The sequence below is a fragment of the Bacillus thuringiensis genome (assembly GCF_001182785.1).
In the GTDB taxonomy this organism is placed as follows: domain Bacteria; phylum Bacillota; class Bacilli; order Bacillales; family Bacillaceae_G; genus Bacillus_A; species Bacillus_A thuringiensis_S.
Genome location: NZ_CP012099.1, coordinates 1,880,370 through 1,905,660, shown reverse-complemented (window position 1 = coordinate 1,905,660; position 25,291 = coordinate 1,880,370). Strand labels below are relative to the sequence as shown.

The following is a 25,291-nucleotide window of genomic DNA, read 5'->3' as shown; positions in this document are numbered from 1 at the left end:
ATGAATAAAGAGTCCAGCTAATGATAAAACCTCTATGAATACAATATATTTCACGTTATTATTTCTCAAACGGCGTATACATGCTTTTCTTCCCCTGATTATCAATAAAAGCCGACTTTGCTTTTATTTTCGTTTTTTCTACTTCCATGTCTTCATTTGAGAAGTTCACAATGATTTTAATATCTTTTCCATAAGAAACAGATTGTACTAGCTTATCTTCTGACAAATACTCAAAATTCGTCATCTCTTCTTTTACTGCTTTTTCATGAACTTCATTCCAAACTTTTAGATGCTCTGTAATTTCTTTTTTATGTTTATTCCACTCTACTTCATCTAAATGGTACAACGGAGGAACATTATACAATAATTCAGACAGCATTCGATTTCCAACTTCATCTTTTACCTTTAAACTTCCCCATTCCCAATGGTGCGTTGTAATAACGGAATCATTGTATACTAATTTATATAATGGTACCGAATATACTGGGTTTAAATATACTTGTTTATATTCTTCTTTCAATGGTACTTGTTTTGCATATTTTTCGGGAACATTTTGATTTGGTGACCAATATCCACCGACATAATACGGGCTTGTTTTATTTTTTCGCATATCTTCATCGTCCCATTTAATAACAGGTGTTTCAATTCCGTGTGCAAATGCAATCGTACTACTAGCAAAATCATTTCCACCTTCAGAACCAACGACCATACCCTTTTCTTGCGCAATGTAGTCCATTCGTTTTAAACGTGCTTTTAAATCTTGCTCTTGTGTCGTTATATGTTTCGCTGAATAGTCATCGTAAATTTCACCTGTCGCATCACAATCAATAAACCACGAATTATATTTAGGACCATTTTGTAATATATCATTCATGCGTTCCTTTACACTAGGCAGCGATAAAGTCGGGTTTAACTTGCGACCTCTGCCTAAAAAGCCTTGCACCTTTTCTCCGTTTTTCTTCGTTACAGTAGCCTCTTCGTATAATGATGGGTCATTAAAGGATGCTGTGTTCCAATTTTTATCACTTTTTTCGTGAATGGAATGATATGAATCATACGGACCAACTAAATACCCCATTTCCTTAGCTTTTGCCACGAAATTCGGTTGCATAAATCCTTGTTCCCAGTTCGGCAGACCAATCCACGCTTTTTCTATTCCGGCCTCTGTCATTTCCTTTAGTATGTCCGTTCCATCTGCATTACCCCATTTACTTACCTCTTCAACCGCATCGCCAAGTAGCGACTTTAATAAATGCTTATTTAAGCTATACAATTCTGTATTCGTTAAGTGACCTACACCTTTCTTTAATAGCACACTAGCTTCCTGGTCAACGTTTTGAAAAATATCCTCTTTATAAAATTCCTTCATGGATAATACTTCGTTTATATAACGTAAAATAACATTTTTTTGATACTTATCAATGAAATCTTGTTTACTTACTTGATCTAATACATTCAGTTCCCCAGGCTCTGAACTATTCTTTTGAATAAGTTCTTTTATATGACTAAACAGCGGGCTATTTATTTGCTCCCTTAGTTTTGGCCAATTTATATTATTTTCTGATAAACCATTTTGATTCCAAAAATAAAAATGCGCCGCTCCATATAACTTTTCGATTTCTTTATTTTTTCTAGCCTTTTCTTGTAATGTTTTAAATTCACCTTTTCGAACAATATCATCCTTATACAGTTTAGCAATACTTACCGCATCATTATTTGTCACATATAATTGAAATCCATATGTTTTATTTTGATTTATGCTCGGAAATTCATGTGTAAAATCAAATCCTATTTTCGGATCCGAATGAAATTTCAATTCATTATTAAACATATTGTTTGCAATATATACAATTGAATATTTCGAACCATTTAATGCGAAAAACTTCATAGAAAATGATTCAGCAAATGAATATGCATCATCCTTTAAAAACTTCTTCCAATTCTCATCATTGCTCGGAATTTGCTTACCCTCCCATAACGGAAGTGTATAATTTTCAGCTTCTACTTTCGGCCATGTAAAGCTTTCTGCACCAGTCGATTCCACTTCAATGTTTAAGTGGTCTTTTTTCTTTTCTAATTTTATTTTTACTTTTTGATCTGGATATTCCCACGATGTACGATCCTTTTCTTTTTTTACATTCGATACCTTCATTTTCGGTAGGGGTTGTGATGCCTGTTCCTTTACACCCTCATGTTCTACAGTTAATGTGAATGTTTCTGGATTTACATCATAAGTAAAATCTTTATACGTCGCTTTCTTTATTTTAGACTCTTGTACAGCATTACTACCTTTTACGTCACAACCGACTAAAGTCGAAAATGACATAGTTGTAAGAAGACATATCGCTATCATTTTTTTCATCCTCTGCACCTCCACCAATGAATATACAGGTGGTTTGTTACAGGAATGTGGCAAAAAATAATAGAGCTAGCATTTTGCTAGCTCTATTTGGAGTATTAAAAATTGATATGAACAACTATAATTCGCTTAAAAGATATGTAATACAGTAACTGCATTTTTTTCTCAACAATTATGAAACTAAACAAATCAAAATTTTAACAAGCATTCTTTAACTGAAAAAATAAGTGTATACAATGTATCCTAAAAGTAGTACTAAAATGATTATCCCTGTACTTTTCCAATTCATACCGCCTGCTATATCAACTGGACTACCTGTTTCCGCTCTATTGAGTCCGTCATGTAAAGAACCAGTAGGATTACTTTTTAATTCACTTTGTCTCATACGCTCTCTTTTTTCTTCTGGTGAATCTTTATTCATTTAATCACCCCCAAAATGAATGCACTCTTTGCTACATTATTCAAAATTAACATTTGTTTTATATTTTTTCCGAAAAAACCTAATTTAAAATAGGTTTGCAACGTAAAGAAAGCTAGCCATGCCAGCTTTCTTTATAATCCAATATGCTCTTCCTTATTTACAATAATACCTTTATGGTCGATTTCAAGCTCACATACTTTCATATCTGTAAATACTCTCGCTAATTGCTCAGCGATTTCTTGACGTTTCTCATACGGCGTTAAAATAAAAATAGATGGTCCCGCACCGCTAAGTGCTGTGCCGTATGCACCAAATTCTTTTGCACATTTACGAATAGATGGTAATAACGGTACGAGTTCTAAACGATACGGCTCGTGAAAATGATCTCTTTCCATCATTTCACCTACAACTTCCCACTTCTTTTGACAAAACGCAGCTACTAATACGTTGCTGATTGCACTAGCCTTAACTGCTTCATGAAACGGAAACACATCTGGTAATACAGATCGGCTTTCCTCTGTATTTAACTCTTCATTCGGAATAAGAGAAATTACACCTAATTCCTTACTTTCAATTCTTACAACCGAAACATTCTTTCCATCAAGCGCTCCGATTACAGTTCCTCCTAGAATGGAGGCAGCAACATTATCAGGATGTCCTTCAAAATTTGTAGCAATTTGAACTTTTTGATCAGCAGTTAAGTTCAAATTTCCTAGTTGATTCGCAACCTCTATCCCAGCTACAATCGCTGATGCACTACTTCCTAGCCCTCTTGTTAATGGAATATTACTAGTAACTTCTATTATATGGGGTGATATAGAAGGACATACTTTACATGCCGTGCTAACGATTAAATTTTTATCGTCTGTCGGAATTGATTCTTCAAAGGAATGGATTACTTGCCATTTATCAGCTTTTTCTTTGACCACCACATCCAAATACAATGACAAAGCTATTCCAACTGAATCAAATCCAGGACCAACATTTGCCGTACTAGCAGGGACACGAACGCTTAATGGTATCACGACATAATCACCCCTTTAATATGATCTTTAATTTGTTCTATATCATTTGACAAACTTGCGATGTCTAGTTGATTTGAAGAAATAGCGATATCAGGATCCTTCAAACCATTTCCAGTTAATACTGCAACAACTGTTTCTCCCTTTTTGATTTTTCCAGATTTAACATGTTTAATTACGCCGGCTAATGAAGCATTTGATCCCGGTTCAGCGAAAACTCCTTCAGTTTTTGCCAATAACCTATACGCATGTAAAATTTCTTCATCTGATACCATATCTATTTCACCACAAGACTGCTCGGCAGCCTCTACTGCATACGACCAACTTGCTGGGTTACCAATGCGAATTGCTGTTGCAATTGTTTCAGGCTCTTCAATTACATGCCCTTTTACAATTGCCGCTGCTCCTTCTGCTTCAAAGCCATGAATTCTTGGCTTCTTATAACCTTTTTCTTTCTCATATTCACAGAAGCCTTTCCAATATGCTGTAATATTCCCTGCGTTCCCAACAGGGATAGCTAGAACATTTGGTGCATTTTGCAATTGGTCACAAATTTCAAATGCTGCTGTTTTTTGTCCTTCAATTCGATAAGGATTCACTGAATTTACTAATGTAATCGGCTCTTCTGCAGCAATATTTCTTACAGCCTTAAGTGCATCATCGAAATTCCCTTCTATTGAAATAATTTCAGCTCCATAAGCGACCGCTTGCGCTAATTTTCCATGCGCAATCTTTCCTTCAGGGATGACGATTATACATTTCATCCCAAGGCGTGCCGCATATGCTGCAGCTGATGCTGATGTATTACCTGTTGATGCACAAATGATTGCTTCTGAACCTTCTTCTTTCGCCTTAGCAACTGCCATCACCATACCACGATCTTTAAAAGAACCTGTCGGATTCGCTCCTTCGTACTTACCATATAGCTGAATCCCTAATTGCTTTGATATATTTAATAACGGAATAAGAGGTGTGTTTCCTTCCATTAAGCTGACATTAGGTGTGTTTTCATTCACCGGTAAATAAGAAGCATACTGTTTTAATAGTCCTTTATACATATTGTTTTTCCTCCTCGATAATGTAGTAACTGTTTATTTCACTTGCGACATCTTCTATCGCTCCTAAAACTCGTTCGAATTGATACTTTGAAGTTCGATGTGTCACAACAACAACTTCTGCCAGTTCACGGTTTAAAGGTAATTGAATAACTTCTTTTAAACTTACAGAGTAATTAACGAAACATTCTGTTATTTTTTGTAACATCCCAGGCTCATCTCGTAATGAAATACGCAAGAAATATTTCGAAACTACTTCTTCATCACCTTGTAATTCATAAGGAACTGGTTCTTTTAACGCACTTTTATTTTTCGGCACTTGATTCATATTTTTAACGATGGAAATAATATCACTTACTACAGCAGAACCAGTTGGCAACTTTCCAGCTCCAGGTCCGTAAAACATTACTTCTCCTACCGCTTGACCGTGAACATATACTGCATTAAATTCATTATTTACATTCGATAATGGATGACGACTTGGTAAAAGTGTCGGTTCTACACTTAAATGAATGGCTGATCCTTGTTTTTCTGCTTTCCCAATTAACTTCATAGTAAATCCTAACTTTTCAGCCATTTGTAAATCTTCTTTTTCAACCTTTCGAATCCCTCTTACTTGCACATCATCTAATGAAACATTCATCGAAAAACCTAAGTTTGCAAGAATTGCTACCTTTCGCGCCGCATCTAGTCCATCTACATCTGCTGTCGGATCCGATTCTGCAAAACCTAATTTTTGAGCTTCCTGTAAAGCCTCTTCATAAGACCACCCATTTTGACTCATTTTTGTTAACATATAATTTGTTGTACCATTTACAATTCCCATTATTTTTTCAATTTGATCTGATGCTAGCCCGTCAGTTAGTCCTCTTAACACTGGAATACCGCCTGCTACGCTCGCTTCATAACATAAATCACAATCATTATCGTTCGCCAGTTGAAGAAGCTCCGCACCATATACAGCCATTAAATCTTTATTTGCTGTTACGACATGTTTTTTATTTCGTAAAGCCTTAACAATATGCTGTTTTGCTTCTTCAATTCCGCCCATTACCTCTACTACAATATCAATATTTGAATCATTTAGAACTTCATCTGCATGACTTGTTACTGCAATTCCATCAATACAAACATCGCGTTCTTTTTCCAAATCACGTACAACGACTGTTTTCACTTTCACTTCGTATCCTGTATCAAGAGCGATTTTTTTATAATGTTCTTTCAAAATATGAACAACACCACTTCCGACCGTACCTAAACCTAATACCCCAACATTTATAACGTTATTCATCTTCTAATCTCCTCCTAAAAGTTTAATTGTTACACCTATAAATCACCTTATCCTGCTCTTTGGCCATGCAGGTGGTGGTTATTTCCGTACGTACAAATTGTTTCATGTTACAAGCACCTCCTTTCAAAGTAATAAAAAAACACACTCATCCCTAGGAAAGGGACGAATGTGTTTTCGTGGTTCCACCCTTGTTCCAACCTAGACGTATCTCCTTCTAGATTGCTCAAGTTCAGATAACGGCTGATACCGTCAATAATTACTAGATTACTCGTTCACTATTGAAGTTCAAAGGTGGTAAAATCATTTCTCGTGTTAGGAAGCTCACACCCTAGACTTCCCTCTCTGTAAACCGTAAAAATGATTTCTTGTCCTTATCGTTACTTTTTCGTTCATGTTTATTTGTTAACTCATTATACTCGCATAAAAAACAAAATCAATACTATTTTTTAATCATTTTAAATTTTCAATCTCTAAGGTCGTAAAAAAACACACTCACCCCTAGGAAAGGGACGAATGTGTTTTCGTGGTTCCACCCTTGTTCCAATCTAGACGTATCTCCTTCTAGATTGCTCAAGTTCAGATAACGGCTGATACCGTCAATAATTACTAGATTACTCGTTCACTATTGAAGTTCAAAGGTGGTAAAATCATTTCTCGTGTTAGGAAGCTCACACCCTAGACTTCCCTCTCTGTAAACCGTAAAAATGATTTCTTGTCCTTATCGTTACTTTTTCGTTCATGTCTATTTGTTAACTTATTATAGTTATCAACTTTTTAAAAAGCAAGCCTATTTTTACTAACTATTTTCAAGAATTTTTTTATTATATTTTACAATAGCATTATGCAACCGCCACTCAATTTACCTATTTTGTTACTTCTCCAGTTTATAAATCAACGGTTCATATATAAAGTGAAACTTTAATCAGTGGGGATTTTGTTCATCCCCACTGATTATTAGTCGAACCAATCGGGCTTTTACGGGCAGTTGATACCCACCTAACTTCTTTACTTACGCTGAATTTTAAGGTAGGGGTCTTACTGCCCGTTAATGCGGGATAAGTTCCCCATTCTAAAACCCGTACATATCCACCTTACAAAACTATATCAATAAAATTTTCAATACAATCTTTTTGTATAACTTTCCTCTAAAGAACGAGCAACATCTTCTTCTGAAGTATTCACTTTCGCATGCTCCAGCAACATTTTTGCTGCTGAAGGTAACTCTTTTTTATTTAACCAAGATTCTGAATCCCACATCTTAGAACGAATAAAAGCTTTTGCACAATGAATATAACACTCTTCTATTTCAACAACAATTCCAAGCAACGGATTACGTCCATTCGCCTGCATTTCTTTCAAAACTTCTTCGTCGTTTGTAATATACGCTCGGCCATTTATCCGGAGCGTCTCCCCAAGACCTGGAATAAAAAAGATTAGTCCTACACGTGGATTTGAAATAATATTCAAAATGGAGTCTATACGACGATTGCCCGGTCTTTCTGGAATGATAATTTTATTATTATTTAATACGTATACAAATCCAGGTGCATCTCCTCTCGGCGAAGCATCACACTCTCCTAATTTATTTGCAGTAGATAATACTAGAAAAGGAGATTTAGACAGAAAATCTACGCAATGGTGGTCTAATGATGAAATAACTTTCTTTAACGCTCGCTCACTTGGTTGCCCCAATATTTTCCGTAGCTCTTCCTCTGTTGAAATAATCGATTTTATTTCCGCACGCTCTATCCCCACTTATAACCACTCCTTTTTCTTTATTTTCCCAAAATTCAATACAAATATTGTATAATGAAATTTGCAGAAAGGGGAATTAAAATGACAGAGTGGTTAACAATATTTGATCCTGAAAGAAATACACTTGGGAAGAAATTACGTGATGAAGTGCATCGTGACGGTGATTGGCACGAAACATTTCATTGTTGGTTTGTAGAAAAAGATGCTGAAGATATGTTCTTATATTTCCAATTACGCTCTAAAAATAAAAAAGAAGCTCCATGTATATGGGATATTACTTCAGCTGGACATATTATGCATGATGAAGATGTACAAATTGGTGGCCTTCGTGAAATCGAAGAAGAATTGGGGCTTTCCTTTCAAACTACTGATTTAATATACAAAGGCATCTTTAAAATAGATTATGAAATTTCAAATCTTACTGATCGTGAATTTTGTCATATGTATTTTCACAATGTTATCAATCCACTTCCATTCGCACCAGGTGAAGAAGTAGACGATGTGATGAAAGTACATGCAACTTCTTTTCTACAACTATTAAAAAGAGAAATTTCATCTTTAAAGACTATTTCAGTCTTAAACAATACACCGATTACGATAACATTTGAAGATATTTATCCGTATGATCTTGCATACTATGAATTTGTTATAGAGCAAGGAAAAGAAGTATTAAAAAATAATAGTTTATAAATAAAATAGGACTCTCAGCATCATATTGCGTGGAGTCCTATTTTTCATTATTGCTCAAGTACTTTTAATCTACTCTCTACTTGTATAAATAAACGCATAATTAATAACAGCATAACCACCATAATCGCTATCATTGTATGTGGATATCTAAACAGTATACTAATAACACTCCCAATTAACATCATGATGAATCCATTTTGCTTCATCACTGCTGCACTATACCTATTACCCGCATCCCATAATTCCTTATTTTTCATAGATCGTTTCGTACGATAACCATATGCCGCATTAATATCTGTCGGTGGATTTTTTTGAAGGATAAGTGCCGCAAGTATAAATATAATTCCAATCAATATGCTTATTCCTATGTTTACTAGTGCATAAATCAATTATATCCCTCCTAAACTTACACTTTCATTATACGGCATAACCCTATTTTTTCCAATTTATAACACATTCACTTTCTTTCTTTTGATGTCTGAAACATACTTGGAAGTGTTACAAAACGTGCCCCTTTCGTTTTTAACTGCGGAATGATTTTGTCTAGTGCATCTACAGATCCTTGTAAATGTCCACCTGGTGTTGAATGCTGGAGGATGACACTTCCAGGAAATGAATTCCCTAACACATTATTTGTAATCGTATCAGCGCTTACACCTTTCCAATCAACCGTATCAACACTCCACTGTACAATCATAAAATTTTGCTCTGTTGCCCATTTTAATTGATTTTCAAGTATTTCACCGTATGGCGGACGTATAAACTTTGGTGCGTAACCAGCTAAACGATTTAATATTTCTTCCGTTTTTATTATTTGATTATGGTACTCAACGTCATTTACTTTTGCTAAATTCGGATGACTATACGTATGATTACCAATTACATGCCCTTCATTTGCAATACGCTTTACTACGTTTGGATACTTTTCTGCGTTTTCACCAAGCAGGAAGAAAGTCGCTTTCACATTATGTTGTTTTAACTTATCTAATATTTTTGGCGTAAAGACTAAATCTGGCCCATCATCAAATGTAAGGGCTACTTCCGCTTTATTGTAAGAACCTGAAAATGCATACGCATATTTTTCGACCCACGAAAATGGTGTCCATGATCCACGCTCATATGCTTTCATTGGTACTTCATAATTTTGAGGGGTATATACGTAAGGTAATGAGCTTTTATAGTCTCCATAATAAAATGAGTTATATGGCATATAAGCATACGAAACATCTCGTTCTAGTCCCCATTGATATGGAACGAACATTTCTGGCGAATAAAAATAATACATGATAAAAACCTCCCTAAATTTTCATATGTGATTCATCTGCACTTTGTTAGAGAAATTGTTATTCATAAGCAAAAATAAGACTGTCCGTTAACAGGACAGTCTTACTGCTTTATATTATTAATAAATCGATGTACTATCTTTTGGCAAAGCTTTCACATGTTTTAAATAGTTCGTCACTTTATCATCATCATCTTGCGGATATTGATATCCATATGTGTTAGCAATTTCATTCGCCACTTCTCTAAATAAATCACCCATGACAAAGAATGAGCCCCATATGTTTTCGTATTCTGCATTAGAAAATGTCTTTTTAAATTGCTTCCACATATCTTCTTCAACATATTGCTCGAAATGCTTTCCAAACTTACCTGCATTAACTGTAAAATCTGTTTTCATACCAACATGCCATTCTAGCATTACGATGAACATATCTCGTACTGGACCATCAAGCATCCCTTTCGCATAAGAAAGTTCCTCTCTCCATAGTCCTTTCCCTACATTCGTACTACACCACCAAAATTCATTACAGCAATCTAAAAACTCTTTTTCTGTAGGCTTCTTTATTAAGTAGTCTTTATCGCTTGCTGGTGGAAATTCAACAATACAATTATCTTTATCAAGAAGCAGCTTACTTAAACTATCTTGTCCAACGAACTTATTTATCAAATCAAATGGAACGAGCGTTAAATCAATTCGATTTCCATCCATAAACTGCATTAAATACGGAAATTTCCCGTCTTCGTCCGCTGGAATTAATGACATTTCTTCTGGCATTTGTACAATCATTATTTCTCCAAATCTATGAATCCAATTATGATTAGACGTAAAAGATTGTATATCATGTACAACATACATAATATCGTAGTCTTGAAAACAATCTCTCTTCACATTTGAATTTACACGTGATCCATTCATGATAACTGCTCGGATTCTTTCATCCTCTTTTGCTGTATTTATAATTAAGTCTAACATTTCTTTTTCAGTTCTCATCTATTCCTAACCTCCAATTTTTATATAAACTTATATTTCCAAGTATGTTGGAGGTCCACGAGGTAGCTGCGTTGTACAAGATACATTTTATAATTTTTGAAATTTCTTTTTCATTTTCTCTCCTCCTATTTTTTTATATCTTTCATCCCCTTCAGCAATTGCAAACTCTTCTGTAATTTCATTCATAGGTACTATTGTTACTTCAATTGTTTTTACAATTGCTACCGGATTTTCATCGTAATCCAAAATAACAGAGTAGTCCTCTGTAGTTGGTAACGGTACATTCTTTAATTCATAGAAGAGATATGCAGAACAAGTTGCCGTTTTCGTTCCGTCAACTACTTGCTTAGCAAGACGATTTGCGGTATCACCAAATTTCCAAGCACTCACCGTTTTTGGTATCTCAGCATCTTTCCAATACTCCGCCCAGTATTGTTGTGCTGCTTCATTCATTATCTCTCACTCCCCTAAAGTCTACTATAAATATAATAGACTTTCGAACGGTATCACTCTTTTACTACTGCCATTACAAACCCATCGTATCCTTTACTTCCGACAGTTTGAAGCGCTGTAGCACTAACACGTGGCTCATCAGCTATTAATTCATAGAAACGACGTATCCCTTGTACACGAGGATCGGTACTAGTATTGTCAATAACTTCTCCTTCACGTACTACGTTATCCCCAATAATTACAGTACCCGGTCGTGATAGTTTTAGTGCCCATTCAAAATAAGCAGGGTTATTTTGTTTATCAGCATCTATAAAAATAAAATCAAACGGTTCATACTTCTCGTTTTCTATTTGTTGTAAAGAATCTAACGCTAATCCTGTTCGTATTTCAATTTTATCAGTCAAATTAGCACGCTCAATATTGCTACGTGCAATTTCTGCATGTTTTTCACTTGCTTCCAATGTAACAACTCGGCCTCCAGATGGCAATGCTCTAGCAATCCATATCGTGCTATATCCGCCTAGCGTACCAATTTCTAAAACATTACGGGCCCCTTGAATTTGTACTAATAGTTGTAAAAACTTACCTTGCGTTGGTGATACATCATGTGCTGGCAAATTAGCTGCAGCATTAGTTTGAAGAACCCCTTCTAATGTAGAATCTTTCGGTATTAATACATCACTCATATATTGATCAACAGCCGTCCATTTCTCAATTCCAATCATGCAAATACCACCCCTTTCAATTTTCCAATGCTTTCTACCATTCCCTTTTGATTATACAGAAAATTCTGTCTTAAACAAAAAAAATAAAGAAGGGACATCTATCCCATTACAGAATAGATATCCCTTCTTTTATTAATAAATGTAATTCTTATGGATTAGTAGACCAAAGTCCAGCTGATTTAATAAATGTACGTTTATTTAATTTCAGCTGTGCTACGATAAATTCTGCAATATCTTCAGCTTGCATAACTTTATCAGGATTTCCGTCAGTTAATCCTAAATCAACAGCCATATCAGTTGCTACTGTACTTGGTGTTAAAGCCGTTACACGAATGTTATGCTTACGAACTTCCATCGCTAACGATTCTGTTAAACCAAGAACACCAAATTTAGAAGCACTATATGCACTTGTTACAGGTGCACCTTTTTGTCCTGCTGTAGATGAAATGTTAATGATATCACCAGATTGTTGTTCAATCATGCTTGGTAAAGCAGCACGAGTTGCATAATATACACCCATTAAGTTTACTTGAATGATTTTTTCCCAATCAGCAACATCTAATTCTAAAAACTTACCGAACTTAGAAATACCAGCGTTATTAATTAAAATATCGATAGATCCTAAACCATTTTTTAACGTTTCAATCGCAGTAGTCACTTCTTCGTATGAAGAAACATCAGCAGTTGCAATAACAGCTTTTACACCTTCTGCTTCTACTTCTTTCGCTACTGCTTTTAAGTTTTCTTCTGAACGAGCTAATAGTCCTACATTTACGCCTTCTTTCGCTAATGCGATTGCGACAGCGCGACCAATCCCTCTACCTGCTCCTGTAATTAAAGCATTTTTGCCTTGTAATAATTCTGCCAAGTATAACACTCCTTAATCATCTCAGTTATGTATTATATTAAAATTGTATCTATGTTTATGTAAAAAGGCAATGATGCACTTTCATGTGCGTAGGTTACTTGTAGGTAACTATAAAAAGTTTTTATTTATAAGTATCATGTTTTTTCCATTATTCATATAAAATAAAAATAAATTCAGCATAGGAGCGTGTATGTGTATGAAAAGAAAAAAATGGTTCTTATCACTAACTGCAGTCGGACTATGTATCATATTTTTGGCTATGTATTTTATATTTGGTAATCCACTACATTATAAAGTAATAGAAAAAGATACTAGCGACTATCTCCATACTATAAAAGGATATAAGCAAAAAGAAATACAAAGCATAACCGGAAAATATACTCCCCTTTATAATATCGGCTATTATGCAACAGTAGTATATAAAGACGAACCCTATTTTACATACTCTTATACATACGATAATAATAAAATAATACAAGACGAAGGCATTTTAGGAAGACATACTGAGTCATTTGAAAATCTTAATTTAAACTGGTCATTGTTTGACGAGTTAGTAGACAGTATACATAAAAATTTGCAAGAAAAGGGATTAAGTGAAAAGGAAGATTATTCTATACGATCCGTTCAATTCATTGATATAGATGATGATAAAAACGGTGCAGAAGCGTACGTTGACTTTAAGAAAGATAAAGAATCAGATTACTCATACCGTATGAATAGCGAAGGAAGAGCTTATCAATATAGCTGCAACAATGGTAAATGTATTTATAAAGAGAAATAGTGTTAGAAGATATCACCCTAACACTATTTCTCTTTATATTTAGGAATACACACAATAAATTCAGTACCATTCCCTTCCTCACTCTCAACTTTTATTTCCCCATGATGAAGATCGAGTACTTTTTTTACAATAGCTAAACCTAAGCCACTTCCTCCATAAGCACGATTTCGTGAAGAATCCGCTTTATAAAAACGCTCAAAAATATGTTGTTTCTGTTCTTCAGATATACCAATTCCTGAATCACGGATACGCACTTCCACTACTGTTTCATGTTCCTTTAACTGAATAATAATCGTACCACCGCTTGGAGTAAATTTAATACTATTATGAATTAAATTAATCCACACTTGACTCATACTTTCTTGATCAGCAATAACATGTACTTTTTCTAAATCTAGTTCTAACTCAATTTCTTTTTCAGTCCAGAGTGGTTCACTATTTAACACAATTTGCTTTAACTGCTGATCTAATCGATAACTCACTCTTTCTGGTATATACTCTTCTGATTCTAAAAGAGTTAGCTTTAATAAGTTTTGACTTAGTTTAGATAATCTCGTTGTTTCAGTTTCAATAATGGTAAGATAATGCTTTCTTTTTTTCTCAGAAAGATTATCGTCTTGTAGTGCTCTAGCAAATCCTTTTATAGAAGTTAATGGTGACTGTATTTCATGAGAAACATTCGATACAAATTCTTGTCTCATTTTCTCCATCGTATTCAGTTCATCTGTCATATCATTTATACTTTTTACGAGCACGCCAATTTCTCCATCATACTTTTCTTCATTTCGTATTTTTACGGAGAAATCTCCTTTTGCAATTTTTTGTATCGGTTCAATAATAGTCCAAATCATTGCCTCTCGTTTTGGCCTCATTAATATTCCAATTAATGTCCAAATAAGAATAATAAATACAAAACCGACCATATCACTAATTAGAAAGGCAACAAATGGCGATACGTTTACGTCAAAAGCATTCAATATACTAGTTGCTACATAAAATGCGATAGACCAAATGATAGTAAGAAAAGAAAAGAGCGCTAATACCGCTCCAAATACTTTCAGCATCTTCAACTTACTCATTCGTTTTCCTTTTCTCATTTACTTACCTCTAAGCGATACCCTAATCCTCTTATTGTTTTAATACTAAATTTCGACTGCTCTTCTTGAAACTTCTCACGTAACCGATTAATATGAACGTCTAGTGTACGTTCATTCCCTTCAAAATCATATCCCCATATTTCTTCAATTAATTGCTCTCTCGAACAAGTTCTTCCCGATTTAGACCCTAAAGTAAAGAGCAGCTCAAATTCTTTTAACGGTAACGTAACCGTTTGTTCTCCAGATGTAACTTCGAATGTTTTACGATTTAATAATACATTTCCAACTTGAATCGATTGTGAAACTGTAATTTGGTAACGTTTCAATAATGCCTTTACTCTCACTACTAGTTCTATAGGATCAAATGGCTTTACAAGATAATCATCTGTCCCAAGGTGAAATCCTTTTACTTTTTGTGATGTTTCTCCTTTGGCAGTTAGCATCAGAACCGGGATATCATAGTATTTTCTTAATTCAAAACATACATCAAATCCATCCATATTTGGCATCATGATATCAAGAATAACCATATCGACTTTTACGTCATCCATTTTCCGAAGTGCATCTACTCCATCAATTGCCTCATATGTTTGAAAACCTTCTCGTTCTAAAAATACAGAAACGAGTTCCCTAATGTGTGGATCGTCGTCTACTATTAAAATTTTAGGTATCAAAGGAACCATTTCCTTTCTACTTAGCATCTAATATATTTTTTTAAAATGAATCATCAGTGGAGTAAAATCCCACTGATGATTCATTTTATAATGCACCCTCTTTAATTTTCAATTGTTGCGTTGCAAACTCGCGATACATATCATGCGTCTGTAATAATTCATCATGCGTACCACTACCTGTAAGATTCCCTTTTTCAATAAAGATAATTTTATCTGCATCTACAACAGTAGAAAGTCTATGCGCGATCACTAACGTTGTTCTGCCTTTCATTAAGTTATTTAACGCTTTTTGAACGACAGACTCAGATTTACTATCTAAGCTTGAAGTTGCCTCATCGAGCATAAGAATTTGCGGATTTCGAAGTAACGCCCGGGCAATGGCAATTCGCTGTCTTTGTCCACCAGAAAGCTTCACACCGCGTTCTCCAACTTCTGTTGCATAACCGTTTGGTAAGTCATGAATAAATGCATCAACATATGCCATTGCTGCTACTTTTTCAATTTCTTCATCCGTTACTTCGCCTTCAACGCCGTAACAAATATTATCACGAATCGTTCCATCGATTAACGGACTATCTTGTGATACGTAACCGATTTGACGTCGCCATGACTGTAATGAATAACTCGTAATTGATTCTTTTCCTAATTTAATGGCACCGCTAGTTGGCTCATAAAAACGTTCCAGTAATGAGAATAACGTTGTTTTCCCACTACCACTTGGTCCTACAATCGCTGTCACTTTTCCTGATTCAATTGTGAAATCAATATTTTTCAAAACTTGCTCTTCTTCGTTATACTCAAAATGTACATTTTCAAGAACGATCGGCTGCTTAGCATTTGTCACTTTCACACCAGTTTCATGATCTTCTACTTTATATTCTAAAATCGTACTAATTCTTTCCGTTGCACCAATTGCCTTTTGAAATTGTGTAAAGAACATAGATAATTGACTCATCGGCATTATAATTTGAACTAAATACAAAATAAACGCTACAAGTTCACCAGTTGTTAATGCACCGCTAGAAACTCTCATCCCGCCATATCCTACGATAATAACAAGTAGTGCCATTAAAACAAACGACATAACTGGCGAAATTAATGCTTGCACTTTTCCTTCTTTCAAACCAAATTGTAATAACTTTTGTATACCTGTATTACCCGTTTCATATTCTCTTTTTTCTGTATTTGAAGATTTCACTAAACGAATTTCTGATAACACTTGCGTTAACACGCTTGTAAAAGATGCCGTTTCATCTTGAAGCGCTTTTGAAATCTTATACATTTTTCGTCCAAGTGGAACTAAAATTAATACAGACAACGGAATAACCGTTAAAAGTAACGCAGTCATTTTCCAATCTAACACAAATAATACAATTAACGATCCAACAATTGAAATACCACCTGTTAATAAGTTTGACAAATGCTCAGAAATTAACGTTTTCACAACACCTGTATCATTCGTCATACGGCTAATGGTATCACCTGTTCTATTTTGATCGTAATAAGATACCGGCAAGATAAGTACCTTTTTCCACAAACGTTCTCTTAGTCCCGCTACAATCTTCTGCCCAATATAATTTAGTAAATATATAGACAACCCTGCCGCAATAGTTTGCATTACAAAGAAAGCAACTAACCCAACAATTTGTCCTGCACTAATTGAAGAAAGCGAAAAATTATCTACTAATCCTTTTGTCAGCATAGGAATAAATAAACTCGCTCCCGTAGAAAGCAAACTCATTAATAACGCAAAAATTAAAATTCCTTTCGGAGGATTTGTATCTTGAATAAGGCGTAAAAACTGCCTCCAGCTCCCTTTTTTCTTCATTTCATTTCTAACTTCCATTCCTGTTCATCTCCTCGTGTTAAACCAAACTGTTCTTTCTAAAATTAGAATACGATACAAATGTAAACTGAATGTAAACACACTTTTTCTATTTTTACAAAATATACATAAAAACTCATCTTTACAACAGATATAAACATCTGATATTATTACCTGGTACTTAATATTATTCTATGTAAATTATAGATAAATAATTTACAACACGATATAAATCTCCAGTTAGTGAAAGGAGTATCCTTTTTGCAAACAAATATACATTCTGAAAAGGAAACAATTATTTTTATTCATGGATTAGTTGGCAATCGTCGCGCCTTCAAAAAGGAGCAAAAACGATTTTCTGCCTCCTACAACATTATAACTTATGACTTATTAGGTCACGGTGATGATAAAGGAGAAGCAATCGACTTTTCATTACAGCGCCTCGTAGATCAATTATTAAACTTATATGAACAAGAAGGTATTAAAAAAGCTCATATTTGTGCGCTAAGTTACGGCTGTTACATCTCTACAATTTTTGCACAAATGCATCCAGAAAAAGTATTAAGTATTTGTCATATTGGAGGACATTACAATAATCCTTCTCGCTTATATAACGTATTCCAAAAATTTTGGGAGAAACGAGGAGATGAATACTCTAAATGGCTCTCTCAATACGCAAATACTATTTTTCCAAGTGGTATACTAAAATCAAATCCGTTTGCAGTCATTTCAAGAAATATTTACTACCGTTTCGGATTACAATTACATTCATCCATTATTGCCCAGTCATTACGACATCGGTTAGAATTCGATTTAAAGTCTAAATTAAAATCACTTCCTCACCCTATACTATGGGTAATGGGAGAGCATGATCATCTCTATAAATCTTGTCTATTTGATTTGAAATCTATTTTACCTAACGTTCTATACAAGGAAATACCTTTAGCAGGACATGCAGCTAACTTATTTCGTCCTAACTATTTCCACGACTTATATGATCGATTTTTAAATGGAAAGCTAAAATAAAAACTATTAAACTTCCAATTCATTCAACCATAAAAAGGCTTCCCAAGTTTCCTTGGAAAGCCTTTTCTCTATACGAAAAGTATATAAACTACTTTTTCTTAGTATGCTTTTGTGTAACCTAAAATGTGCTTGCTCCAGTAAGAGTTACTTACAGAACTAATACGTACACCAGTTGCATCTGTTTCTGCACTAATGAACTGACCGTTTCCTAAGTAAACACCCATGTGAGAAGGACCTGATTTATAAGTATTTTGGAAGTATACTAAATCACCTGGTTGTGGATTGCTAGTTTTTGTTTTAGAGCTCCAGTATCCAGCAACTGTTTGACGAGCGCCTTTATGACCAGTTTGATTTAATACGTAGTGAATGAATCCACTGCAGTCAAAACCAGCAGGTGTTGTACCAGCAGTTCTGTATGGTGAACCATTTAAAGATCTAGCGAATCCAGCGATTGAAGATGTATCTCCACCTGTTGTTGGTTTTTGTACATCTTTACCTGGTTGTTGAACGTTATTTGTAACGTTATTGTTATTGTTATTTGTAACGTTGTTTACTCCACCTTTTACAAACTTAACGAAGTCTGCACTTACGTAACCCGTGCGGCCGTTATGGTTAATTTTGTACCAACCATTTTCAGCACCAGTAACGTTTAATACTTTACCATTTGTTACTCCACCGATTACAGCGTTGTATGTAGCTGGGCCTGTACGTACTTTTAAAGCACCAGTGTTAACAACATAAGAACCACCAGTTTGAACTGTTGTAGTATTGTTGTTTGTAGTTGGTTGTTGTGTTTCGTTAGATACAGCAGAACCACCTTTTGTTACGAAGTCTTTGCTTACGTATCCAGTTCCACCATTGAAGTTGATTTTAAACCAATCTTGTACTTCACCTACAACTTGTACTGTTTTACCTTTGTTTACAGAACCTAATACTGTATGAGATGTACTTGGGCCTGTACGTACGTTAAGTGAAGAAACGTTTACTGTGTAAGTACCTGTTCCTTGTTGAACAGTCGTTCCTGTTTTGCCACCAGTCGTTACGAAGTCACCACTTACATAACCTGTTTGACCATTTACGTTTACTTTGAACCAACCATTTTCTTGTCCAACTACTTGTAGCACTTGACCTGATTTCACTTTAGAAATAACGTTATGTCCTGTACCAGCACCTGAACGAACATTTAATACATCAGCAGTTACTGTGTATTTTAATTCAGAAGTTGTTTCTACAGTTTTTGTTTCAGTTACAGTCGTTTGAGTTTGAGTTTGAGTTTGTCCATTAATTTCTTTTAGCGCTTCATTTGAAACTTGTGCATGAGCAGAATCCATTCCTGGAACTGCAACGCCAGCTACAGAAGCTGCTGCTAAACCTGCAATTACTTTTTTCATAAGTTGTCTTTACTTCCTTTCCCTACTATCCTCTTAAAAAAAACTTAAAACTTTAATACTTTACAATATTATCAAAGTAAAATATTCATCCAGTTCCATTTTTTAGCAAGAGTTTTATTTTTCACACAGAGTTCATTTTAAATGAACAAAGTGAAATCCGTGTGAACTTCATGTGAACTTTATCATTAAATATAGTGTTTTTGCAATGGTTTTTTCAAATTTCTTATATATCGCATGAAAATTCGACATTCTATTTAATATTTTAATATAAAATATCCCTTTTCTATCTATTACAAAAAATTCTATTAACCTAATACAAACTAAAGTATGTATTTCCTTATAAAGCTCCTTACATGAAGTATACTTTCATCATGACAAAAATCACTCTATTTATCAATAGTATAATATTTTTAGAAAACTAATTTTCTATACTATCTACAATTTTGAAATAATTTGACGAATTGTAAGATTTATTTCACAAAAGTCATTTCTCCTTTAAAGAAAACACACACTATATCAACTGTTCTCTTTTTCCGATAATGGAATTTATAGGATGTTTATAGTATTATATACATATCTTAATAAAAAAGAATTTTAGCGAACTGATTATTAACCCTCACCACTCGGGTTGCCCATTAATGCGGAGTTTTATTTGAATAAAAAGAGGAGGCATATTTATGAGAAATATAATAGATGATCCAATACAAAAAAATATAGAGCTATACTATGCTTTTATTCAATTCGTTTCAATGATAACATTACAAAAAGTATCAGCGATTGTAACACGTAAAAATGAATTAAAGAATCAGATGAAAAATGCCGAACAAAAAAACCCTTACTACTTATAAAAGGTGAACAGGTTATATTCCTGTTCACCTTTTATCAAATTATTTATAAATTTTCACACGGTTTTCTAACGGTTGGAATTCTTTTTCACCAGCCTGTACTACCGGTTTACCAAATGGCATTTGCGCAGTTAGTTTCCAATTCCCTGGGATATCCCACTCTTTTCTCACTTTTTCATCAATTAGCGGATTGTAATGCTGTAACGTAGCACCAAACCCTTCAATTTCTAAAGCTGTCCAAATTGCAAATTGTAACATTCCTGATGATTGCTGAGACCAAGTTGGGAAATTATCTTTATATAATGCAAAGTTTGCTTGAAGGCCTTCCACTACTTCACTGTCTTCAAAATATAAAACCGTTCCATAACCACTTTTAAATGCATTCATTTTTTCTTCAGTAGGTGCAAAGTTATTTTTAGGTACAATTTTTCTTAACGTTTCTTTCGTAATATCCCATAATTTATCATGTTGTTCTCCTAATAAAACAACAACACGAGCACTTTGAGAATTAAAAGCTGAAGGTGTATGTTTTACAGCATGATAAATCACTTCTTGAATTTTCTCATCAGAAACTACTTGCTCTTTACTAATTGCATAAATAGATCTTCTGTCTTCAATTGCTGAGTAAAAATCTTTTGCCATCATAATTCCCTCCAATTTTCAATTGAGGCTATTTCATATGTATACATCATATTACGCCCCTCAAACTTATTATTAATAAGCTTATAACTTTATAATATCACAGCAACAAATAAACTCAAATGATAACACTTGTATTTAGAATCTTTTTCCTTTTTAAAGTTAAAATAAAAAGACTGTTTATTGTTATCTAAAATTAGTAACAACAAACAGCCTTACTTATGTAGCGATCTAGATTGGTATTTTACTTACTTAATTAACTAATCCAAATGCATACGACATTAACTTATTCGTCTCTGTAAAACGTTTTGTTTTACTTGAGGTCCCCATGACTACTGTAATAATTCTGTTATCACCTTGCTTGGCAGTCCCAGTAAAACAATATCCTGCACTATCTGTAAATCCTGTTTTTAGTCCGTCCATTCCTTCTATATATAAACTTTTATTATTTTTGTTTAACATGTCGTTTGTGCTTATAACATTAATATTATTAAATGCTAGCTGACTTTGACGCAAGTGAGTCACTTCTAATATTTCCGGATAATCTTTTATAAGATGATACGCCAATTGTGCTACATCAGCAGCCGTCATTTTTGTTTCACTTCCATCTGGCTCTTGTAATCCAGAAGCATTTGCAAATTTAGCATGTTCCGACATTTTTAACTGTTTCGCTTTTGCATCCATAAGCTGAACGAAATCTTTCTCCGATTTTGCCATATGTTCTGCTAAAGCCACAGCTGAATTATTAGCTGACTCAATCATTAATGCATGATATAAATCTTTAACAGTTAATGTGTCATTAACTTGTACTGGGATTCTCGCTCCCTCTGTTTGTGCCGCCTTCGCACTCATTTTAACTGGATCTTCCCAGCGAACTTTCCCGTTATGTATACTCTCTAGTAGGAGATACGCTGTCATCATCTTAGACATACTAGCCGGTGCAAAAGCTTCATTTTCATTATATTGATAAATAATATCTCCATCACTCGCATCGATAATCATAGCCGCTTTTGCGTTAATTTCTGGTGGGATGTACTTTGGCGGGACTACTTTTTCAGTAAATCCTGCTTTAGGTAGTTCTGCCACTTGCAAAGGTTGTCCTTCTACATTCGCTACGCTCTTTTGATTTCCTTGGAATAAGAACCAACATATCCCTAAAATAATGACTAATAGGACTGTCATCCTTCCCCATTTTAACCGATTCATTTCAAAACTCCTTTAGCAAACCTTTTATACACTCACATTTAACCTTAACAACAATTCCTTTATACAGTCAAGGTAAAAAGTATATTTATTCATATACAGTAATTATTATTTTAATTTGTTTATGTTACACTTATAATACTGAAATATAAGAATATTCAACAATAAAATCTTGTAAATAAACTATTTAATAGAAGGGATTCATACAAATGCTACTTCCAAAATCATTAAAATATGGAGACACAATTGGGATCTACTCCCCTTCTTCACCAGTAACCTACACTTCTCCAAAAAGATTTGAACGAGCAAAATCTTACTTACAACAGAAAGGGTTTCGTATATTAGAAGGTTCATTAACAGGTCGATATGATTTTTATCGTTCTGGTAGTATACAAGAGCGTGCTGATGAACTAAATGCCTTGATAAGAAACCCTAATATTTCTTGTATTATGTCAACAATTGGTGGGATGAATTCAAATTCAATATTACCTTATATTGATTATGATGCTTTTCTAAATAACCCTAAAATAATGATTGGATATTCAGATGCAACTGCTTTATTACTAGGAATTTATGCTAAAACAGGAATCCCTACATTTTATGGGCCCGCTCTCGTCCCTTCCTTTGGCGAATTTGAACCTTTTGTTAACTGCACATACAAATATTTTGCAGAAACTTTACTACATGATCAATCTCTTCCTTATCATATAAAACAACCATTATTTTGGTCAGATGAATTTATTAATTGGGAAGAAAAGACGAAGGAGAAAGAACTTCGACCAAACAATTGGATTTCAGTAATTGACGGAAAAGCTACTGGGCGTATTATTGGCGGGAATTTAAACACGATACAAGGAATTTGGGCTAGCCCCTATATGCCACATATTCAAGAAGGCGATATTCTCTTTATTGAGGACAGTTCAAAAGATGCAGCTACTATCGAAAGAAGCTTTTCATTCCTTAAAATTAACGGTGTATTTGATAAAATTTCAGGTATCATTCTTGGAAAACATGAGCAATTTGATGATTGTGGTACAAATCGAAAACCTTTTGAAATACTGTTGGAAGTACTTCAAAATCAAAGAATTCCTTTTCTAGCTGACTTCGATTGTTGTCATACACATCCAATGATTACTATACCTTTCGGTGTTCAAGTAGAGTTGGATGCAACAAATAAAACGATACATATTGTAGAATCTTGGAAAAAATGAATGCATGGCTTCTATTGTTTTACAATAAAAGCCATGATACTATATAATTTGGAATGTGAAAGATTAAACAAAATATATTTCTATATCTATCATTAAAAAAAACAGATATAAATAGATATTTATATGTAAAAGAGAGTGAATAAATGAAACCAACTATTAAAAATTATGTATTTTTACATGTAGCTTTTTTGATATATTCTATCATTATGGTTTACATGAAATGGGCAGCTCAATTTCCAATTGCTTCAATCTCATTTTTTGTTGCTTATTTCGGACTAGTTATACTTTTATTCGGATATGCAATTTTATGGCAACAAGTAATTAAACATTTCGAAATTTCAAAAGCATATTCACATCGAGGGATTATTATACTATGGTCAATGCTTTGGTCAGTATTTCTATTTGGAGATACAATTCAGTGGAATCATTTACTTGGTGCAGCTATTATTATCGTCGGAATTGTGGTGGTGACAAAAGATGAATAGTTATATGCTATTGTTTATTTTCGGGATAATTTTAGCAAATTACTCACAAATATTATTAAAAAAAGCTACTTTACAACAATACGATTCTAGAATAAAAGAATATGTGAATCCTTATGTTATTATCGGTTACTCTTTATTTGTACTTAATGCTGGATTAAATGTAATCGCCATGAAGGGCATGGAATTAAAACAAGCATCAGCATTAGAATCCTTAAGTTATATCATCATATTAATTTTCGGTTGGTATTTCCTAGGGGAAAAAATAACGAAACGTAAACTCATCGGCAACATGATTATTATCGTTGGTGTAATCGTTTATTGTATCCAATAACAAAAAGCTCCGTTTGTTACAAACGGAGCTTTTTGTTATTGACCTAAATTTTGCACCCTATCTTTCAAATCACGAACTTGATCTATCGTCTGCATGAGCTCTGAGTTTTTAAATTGCTCTACGTCCATTTTTCCTTCCTCTATCTTTTTCATAGACGTATCAATTAACGAATTTAGCTTTTCATTATATCCAACGATTTGTTGATGAAGATCCTTCGCTACATCTGGTGGCGTTAATTCATTGAAAGCTGGTATATCTTGTTTAATTTCATTCAGCTTCGTTTCTAATTCTTTTCGAGCTGTCCCATCGTTAATAGCTTTCTCTGCTAGTGCCGGTGCTTCATTTGCAAATGCGCTTATTTCATTTACATAGTCTGTCGCCTTTTGAGCATAATCTATGGAGTTCTTTCCTTCCTCCACTATTGAACATCCCATTAAACCAATTGAAACTATAAATACTAATAAAATTGATTTTATTTTCATTTCAGACTCCCTTCGTCTTTATAATTGTCTATAATTTTCTCTATCATAACTTCTAGCTAAATTGCTTACAACCTTTTTTCAAATAGCTATTTATACTCTTACATGCCCTATTATTGTTACAACATCTATTTCTATATGTACGCTTATAATATCTTCAATTATATCCATATATCCTTGTCCTATAGCTGCTCCATAGTGTAATGTAATCCCCTTCTTTTCATACACTGACTGTGGCACTGAAAAAATAAATCTCCTCAAGTTTCTTTCATCAGCTGGTTCCATAATTAAAACAATCCCATCCTCATCAAACATATACGCTCGCCCTCCAACTTTACATTCACTATGGCTCAGTATTGCCTTGGTCAGCAAAATTTAAAACATAATAAG

Annotated in this window: 27 protein-coding genes and 2 other annotated features; of the genes, 7 read left to right on the top strand and 20 right to left on the bottom strand. The window is 34.1% G+C overall.

Annotated features, from left to right (window positions below; all coding sequences use genetic code 11):
• Positions 1 to 58 precede the first annotated feature (58 nt).
• From AC241_RS09965 to AC241_RS09940, 6 genes are all read right to left on the bottom strand, one after another.
• The gene (locus AC241_RS09965; RefSeq protein WP_050843307.1) at positions 59 to 2,362 is read right to left on the bottom strand and encodes a glycoside hydrolase; all 2,304 of its coding nucleotides are present in this window, start codon (positions 2,360 to 2,362) and stop codon (positions 59 to 61) included.
• A gap of 208 nt (positions 2,363 to 2,570) precedes the next feature.
• On the bottom strand, positions 2,571 to 2,780 hold the full coding sequence (locus AC241_RS09960; protein WP_001030799.1) for a DUF6366 family protein: 210 nt from the start codon (positions 2,778 to 2,780) through the stop codon (positions 2,571 to 2,573).
• Between the two features lie 131 nt (positions 2,781 to 2,911).
• Positions 2,912 to 3,805 carry a homoserine kinase gene (thrB, locus tag AC241_RS09955; RefSeq protein WP_016081996.1) on the bottom strand — a complete coding sequence of 298 codons (894 nt, stop codon included), beginning with the start codon at positions 3,803 to 3,805 and terminating at the stop codon, positions 2,912 to 2,914.
• The gene (thrC, locus tag AC241_RS09950; protein ID WP_050843305.1) at positions 3,802 to 4,860 is read right to left on the bottom strand and encodes a threonine synthase; all 1,059 of its coding nucleotides are present in this window, start codon (positions 4,858 to 4,860) and stop codon (positions 3,802 to 3,804) included. The genes thrB and thrC overlap by 4 nt, the downstream gene beginning before the upstream one ends.
• Complete coding sequence (locus AC241_RS09945) at positions 4,853 to 6,148, bottom strand: homoserine dehydrogenase (protein ID WP_016081998.1); 1,296 nt, start codon at positions 6,146 to 6,148, stop codon at positions 4,853 to 4,855. The genes thrC and AC241_RS09945 overlap by 8 nt, the downstream gene beginning before the upstream one ends.
• Positions 6,149 to 6,303: 155 nt before the next feature.
• Positions 6,304 to 6,535, bottom strand: a binding site (T-box leader).
• A 115-nt stretch (positions 6,536 to 6,650) separates the two neighbouring features.
• Positions 6,651 to 6,882: a binding site (T-box leader), on the bottom strand.
• Between the two features lie 382 nt (positions 6,883 to 7,264).
• Positions 7,265 to 7,903 carry a pyridoxamine 5'-phosphate oxidase family protein gene (locus AC241_RS09940; RefSeq protein ID WP_016081999.1) on the bottom strand — a complete coding sequence of 213 codons (639 nt, stop codon included), beginning with the start codon at positions 7,901 to 7,903 and terminating at the stop codon, positions 7,265 to 7,267.
• A gap of 81 nt (positions 7,904 to 7,984) precedes the next feature.
• Between AC241_RS09940 and AC241_RS09935 the strand changes: the two genes are divergently transcribed.
• Positions 7,985 to 8,593, top strand: coding sequence for an NUDIX hydrolase (locus AC241_RS09935; RefSeq protein ID WP_016082000.1), 609 nt, complete (start codon positions 7,985 to 7,987; stop codon positions 8,591 to 8,593).
• 47 nt (positions 8,594 to 8,640) lie between these two features.
• Here the strand turns inward: AC241_RS09935 and AC241_RS09930 are convergent, their stop codons facing one another.
• The 6 genes from AC241_RS09930 to AC241_RS09905 all read right to left on the bottom strand — a co-directional run bounded on the left by AC241_RS09930 (position 8,641) and on the right by AC241_RS09905 (position 12,914).
• Positions 8,641 to 8,982: an SdpI family protein gene (locus AC241_RS09930; protein ID WP_000638559.1), complete on the bottom strand. Its 342-nt coding sequence runs from the start codon at positions 8,980 to 8,982 to the stop codon at positions 8,641 to 8,643.
• Between the two features lie 68 nt (positions 8,983 to 9,050).
• Positions 9,051 to 9,878: a peptidoglycan-N-acetylglucosamine deacetylase gene (locus AC241_RS09925; RefSeq protein WP_000291212.1), complete on the bottom strand. Its 828-nt coding sequence runs from the start codon at positions 9,876 to 9,878 to the stop codon at positions 9,051 to 9,053.
• 117 nt (positions 9,879 to 9,995) lie between these two features.
• On the bottom strand, positions 9,996 to 10,868 hold the full coding sequence (locus AC241_RS09920; protein ID WP_048564711.1) for an aminoglycoside 6-adenylyltransferase: 873 nt from the start codon (positions 10,866 to 10,868) through the stop codon (positions 9,996 to 9,998).
• A gap of 87 nt (positions 10,869 to 10,955) precedes the next feature.
• The gene (locus tag AC241_RS09915; protein WP_016082003.1) at positions 10,956 to 11,321 is read right to left on the bottom strand and encodes an ASCH domain-containing protein; all 366 of its coding nucleotides are present in this window, start codon (positions 11,319 to 11,321) and stop codon (positions 10,956 to 10,958) included.
• Between the two features lie 53 nt (positions 11,322 to 11,374).
• Positions 11,375 to 12,046 carry an O-methyltransferase gene (locus AC241_RS09910; protein ID WP_000579239.1) on the bottom strand — a complete coding sequence of 224 codons (672 nt, stop codon included), beginning with the start codon at positions 12,044 to 12,046 and terminating at the stop codon, positions 11,375 to 11,377.
• 148 nt (positions 12,047 to 12,194) lie between these two features.
• Entirely contained in the window at positions 12,195 to 12,914 is a 720-nt protein-coding gene (locus AC241_RS09905; protein WP_000818985.1) for a 3-ketoacyl-ACP reductase, read from the bottom strand.
• Between the two features lie 190 nt (positions 12,915 to 13,104).
• Here AC241_RS09905 and AC241_RS09900 point away from each other — a divergent pair, with 190 nt between their 5' ends.
• Positions 13,105 to 13,695 carry a DUF3139 domain-containing protein gene (locus AC241_RS09900; protein ID WP_002162839.1) on the top strand — a complete coding sequence of 197 codons (591 nt, stop codon included), beginning with the start codon at positions 13,105 to 13,107 and terminating at the stop codon, positions 13,693 to 13,695.
• Between the two features lie 23 nt (positions 13,696 to 13,718).
• Here the strand turns inward: AC241_RS09900 and hitS are convergent, their stop codons facing one another.
• The 3 genes from hitS to AC241_RS09885 form a co-directional block, all read right to left on the bottom strand.
• Entirely contained in the window at positions 13,719 to 14,792 is a 1,074-nt protein-coding gene (gene hitS / locus AC241_RS09895; RefSeq protein ID WP_050843303.1) for an envelope stress sensor histidine kinase HitS, read from the bottom strand.
• Positions 14,789 to 15,466: an envelope stress response regulator transcription factor HitR gene (hitR, locus tag AC241_RS09890; protein WP_000612415.1), complete on the bottom strand. Its 678-nt coding sequence runs from the start codon at positions 15,464 to 15,466 to the stop codon at positions 14,789 to 14,791. The genes hitS and hitR overlap by 4 nt, the downstream gene beginning before the upstream one ends.
• A gap of 85 nt (positions 15,467 to 15,551) precedes the next feature.
• On the bottom strand, positions 15,552 to 17,312 hold the full coding sequence (locus AC241_RS09885) for an ABC transporter ATP-binding protein (RefSeq protein ID WP_016082006.1): 1,761 nt from the start codon (positions 17,310 to 17,312) through the stop codon (positions 15,552 to 15,554).
• A gap of 240 nt (positions 17,313 to 17,552) precedes the next feature.
• Between AC241_RS09885 and AC241_RS09880 the strand changes: the two genes are divergently transcribed.
• Entirely contained in the window at positions 17,553 to 18,317 is a 765-nt protein-coding gene (locus tag AC241_RS09880; RefSeq protein WP_001194305.1) for an alpha/beta fold hydrolase, read from the top strand.
• Positions 18,318 to 18,415: 98 nt separating this feature from the next.
• Here the strand turns inward: AC241_RS09880 and entFM are convergent, their stop codons facing one another.
• Entirely contained in the window at positions 18,416 to 19,708 is a 1,293-nt protein-coding gene (gene entFM / locus AC241_RS09875) for an enterotoxin EntFM (protein ID WP_050843302.1), read from the bottom strand.
• Between the two features lie 677 nt (positions 19,709 to 20,385).
• Here entFM and AC241_RS09870 point away from each other — a divergent pair.
• Positions 20,386 to 20,556, top strand: coding sequence for a hypothetical protein (locus AC241_RS09870; RefSeq protein ID WP_001244280.1), 171 nt, complete (start codon positions 20,386 to 20,388; stop codon positions 20,554 to 20,556).
• Positions 20,557 to 20,595: 39 nt separating this feature from the next.
• Here AC241_RS09870 and AC241_RS09865 read toward each other — a convergent pair whose 3' ends face one another.
• Together AC241_RS09865 and AC241_RS09860 are read right to left on the bottom strand one after the other, a co-directional pair.
• Positions 20,596 to 21,198 (bottom strand): nitroreductase family protein, encoded by a 603-nt coding sequence (locus AC241_RS09865; protein ID WP_196303428.1) that lies wholly within the window; start codon positions 21,196 to 21,198, stop codon positions 20,596 to 20,598.
• Between the two features lie 246 nt (positions 21,199 to 21,444).
• Complete coding sequence (locus AC241_RS09860) at positions 21,445 to 22,398, bottom strand: D-alanyl-D-alanine carboxypeptidase family protein (protein WP_001080878.1); 954 nt, start codon at positions 22,396 to 22,398, stop codon at positions 21,445 to 21,447.
• A gap of 206 nt (positions 22,399 to 22,604) precedes the next feature.
• Between AC241_RS09860 and AC241_RS09855 the strand changes: the two genes are divergently transcribed.
• From AC241_RS09855 to AC241_RS09845, 3 genes are all read left to right on the top strand, one after another.
• Entirely contained in the window at positions 22,605 to 23,606 is a 1,002-nt protein-coding gene (locus AC241_RS09855; RefSeq protein WP_000926326.1) for a S66 family peptidase, read from the top strand.
• 143 nt (positions 23,607 to 23,749) lie between these two features.
• The gene (locus AC241_RS09850; RefSeq protein WP_000805130.1) at positions 23,750 to 24,091 is read left to right on the top strand and encodes an EamA family transporter; all 342 of its coding nucleotides are present in this window, start codon (positions 23,750 to 23,752) and stop codon (positions 24,089 to 24,091) included.
• Complete coding sequence (locus tag AC241_RS09845) at positions 24,084 to 24,422, top strand: EamA family transporter (protein ID WP_001089874.1); 339 nt, start codon at positions 24,084 to 24,086, stop codon at positions 24,420 to 24,422. The genes AC241_RS09850 and AC241_RS09845 overlap by 8 nt, the downstream gene beginning before the upstream one ends.
• 35 nt (positions 24,423 to 24,457) lie before the next feature.
• On the opposite strand, the gene AC241_RS09840 is transcribed toward AC241_RS09845, so the two are convergent.
• Complete coding sequence (locus tag AC241_RS09840; protein WP_050843298.1) at positions 24,458 to 24,904, bottom strand: DUF6376 family protein; 447 nt, start codon at positions 24,902 to 24,904, stop codon at positions 24,458 to 24,460.
• 90 nt (positions 24,905 to 24,994) lie between these two features.
• Positions 24,995 to 25,216 (bottom strand): hypothetical protein, encoded by a 222-nt coding sequence (locus tag AC241_RS09835; RefSeq protein ID WP_000459105.1) that lies wholly within the window; start codon positions 25,214 to 25,216, stop codon positions 24,995 to 24,997.
• Positions 25,217 to 25,291 lie beyond the last annotated feature (75 nt).

What these genes read in the sequence shown, in the direction of transcription:
- AC241_RS09960 (WP_001030799.1), bottom strand. Translation starts at nt 2,780, where the DNA reads ATGAATAAAGATTCACCAGAAGAAAAAAGAGAGCGTATGAGACAAAGT.
- hitS (WP_050843303.1), bottom strand. Translation starts at nt 14,792, where the DNA reads ATGAGAAAAGGAAAACGAATGAGTAAGTTGAAGATGCTGAAAGTATTT.
- thrC (WP_050843305.1), bottom strand. Translation starts at nt 4,860, where the DNA reads ATGTATAAAGGACTATTAAAACAGTATGCTTCTTATTTACCGGTGAAT.
- AC241_RS09885 (WP_016082006.1), bottom strand. Translation starts at nt 17,312, where the DNA reads ATGGAAGTTAGAAATGAAATGAAGAAAAAAGGGAGCTGGAGGCAGTTT.
- AC241_RS09910 (WP_000579239.1), bottom strand. Translation starts at nt 12,046, where the DNA reads ATGATTGGAATTGAGAAATGGACGGCTGTTGATCAATATATGAGTGAT.
- AC241_RS09915 (WP_016082003.1), bottom strand. Translation starts at nt 11,321, where the DNA reads ATGAATGAAGCAGCACAACAATACTGGGCGGAGTATTGGAAAGATGCT.
- AC241_RS09865 (WP_196303428.1), bottom strand. Translation starts at nt 21,198, where the DNA reads ATGATGGCAAAAGATTTTTACTCAGCAATTGAAGACAGAAGATCTATT.
- AC241_RS09925 (WP_000291212.1), bottom strand. Translation starts at nt 9,878, where the DNA reads ATGTATTATTTTTATTCGCCAGAAATGTTCGTTCCATATCAATGGGGA.
- AC241_RS09850 (WP_000805130.1), top strand. Translation starts at nt 23,750, where the DNA reads ATGAAACCAACTATTAAAAATTATGTATTTTTACATGTAGCTTTTTTG.
- AC241_RS09900 (WP_002162839.1), top strand. Translation starts at nt 13,105, where the DNA reads ATGTGTATGAAAAGAAAAAAATGGTTCTTATCACTAACTGCAGTCGGA.
- AC241_RS09860 (WP_001080878.1), bottom strand. Translation starts at nt 22,398, where the DNA reads ATGAATCGGTTAAAATGGGGAAGGATGACAGTCCTATTAGTCATTATT.
- AC241_RS09835 (WP_000459105.1), bottom strand. Translation starts at nt 25,216, where the DNA reads ATGTTTGATGAGGATGGGATTGTTTTAATTATGGAACCAGCTGATGAA.
- entFM (WP_050843302.1), bottom strand. Translation starts at nt 19,708, where the DNA reads ATGAAAAAAGTAATTGCAGGTTTAGCAGCAGCTTCTGTAGCTGGCGTT.
- AC241_RS09840 (WP_050843298.1), bottom strand. Translation starts at nt 24,904, where the DNA reads ATGAAAATAAAATCAATTTTATTAGTATTTATAGTTTCAATTGGTTTA.
- AC241_RS09845 (WP_001089874.1), top strand. Translation starts at nt 24,084, where the DNA reads ATGAATAGTTATATGCTATTGTTTATTTTCGGGATAATTTTAGCAAAT.
- AC241_RS09855 (WP_000926326.1), top strand. Translation starts at nt 22,605, where the DNA reads ATGCTACTTCCAAAATCATTAAAATATGGAGACACAATTGGGATCTAC.
- AC241_RS09965 (WP_050843307.1), bottom strand. Translation starts at nt 2,362, where the DNA reads ATGAAAAAAATGATAGCGATATGTCTTCTTACAACTATGTCATTTTCG.
- AC241_RS09870 (WP_001244280.1), top strand. Translation starts at nt 20,386, where the DNA reads ATGAGAAATATAATAGATGATCCAATACAAAAAAATATAGAGCTATAC.
- AC241_RS09935 (WP_016082000.1), top strand. Translation starts at nt 7,985, where the DNA reads ATGACAGAGTGGTTAACAATATTTGATCCTGAAAGAAATACACTTGGG.
- AC241_RS09920 (WP_048564711.1), bottom strand. Translation starts at nt 10,868, where the DNA reads ATGAGAACTGAAAAAGAAATGTTAGACTTAATTATAAATACAGCAAAA.
- AC241_RS09945 (WP_016081998.1), bottom strand. Translation starts at nt 6,148, where the DNA reads ATGAATAACGTTATAAATGTTGGGGTATTAGGTTTAGGTACGGTCGGA.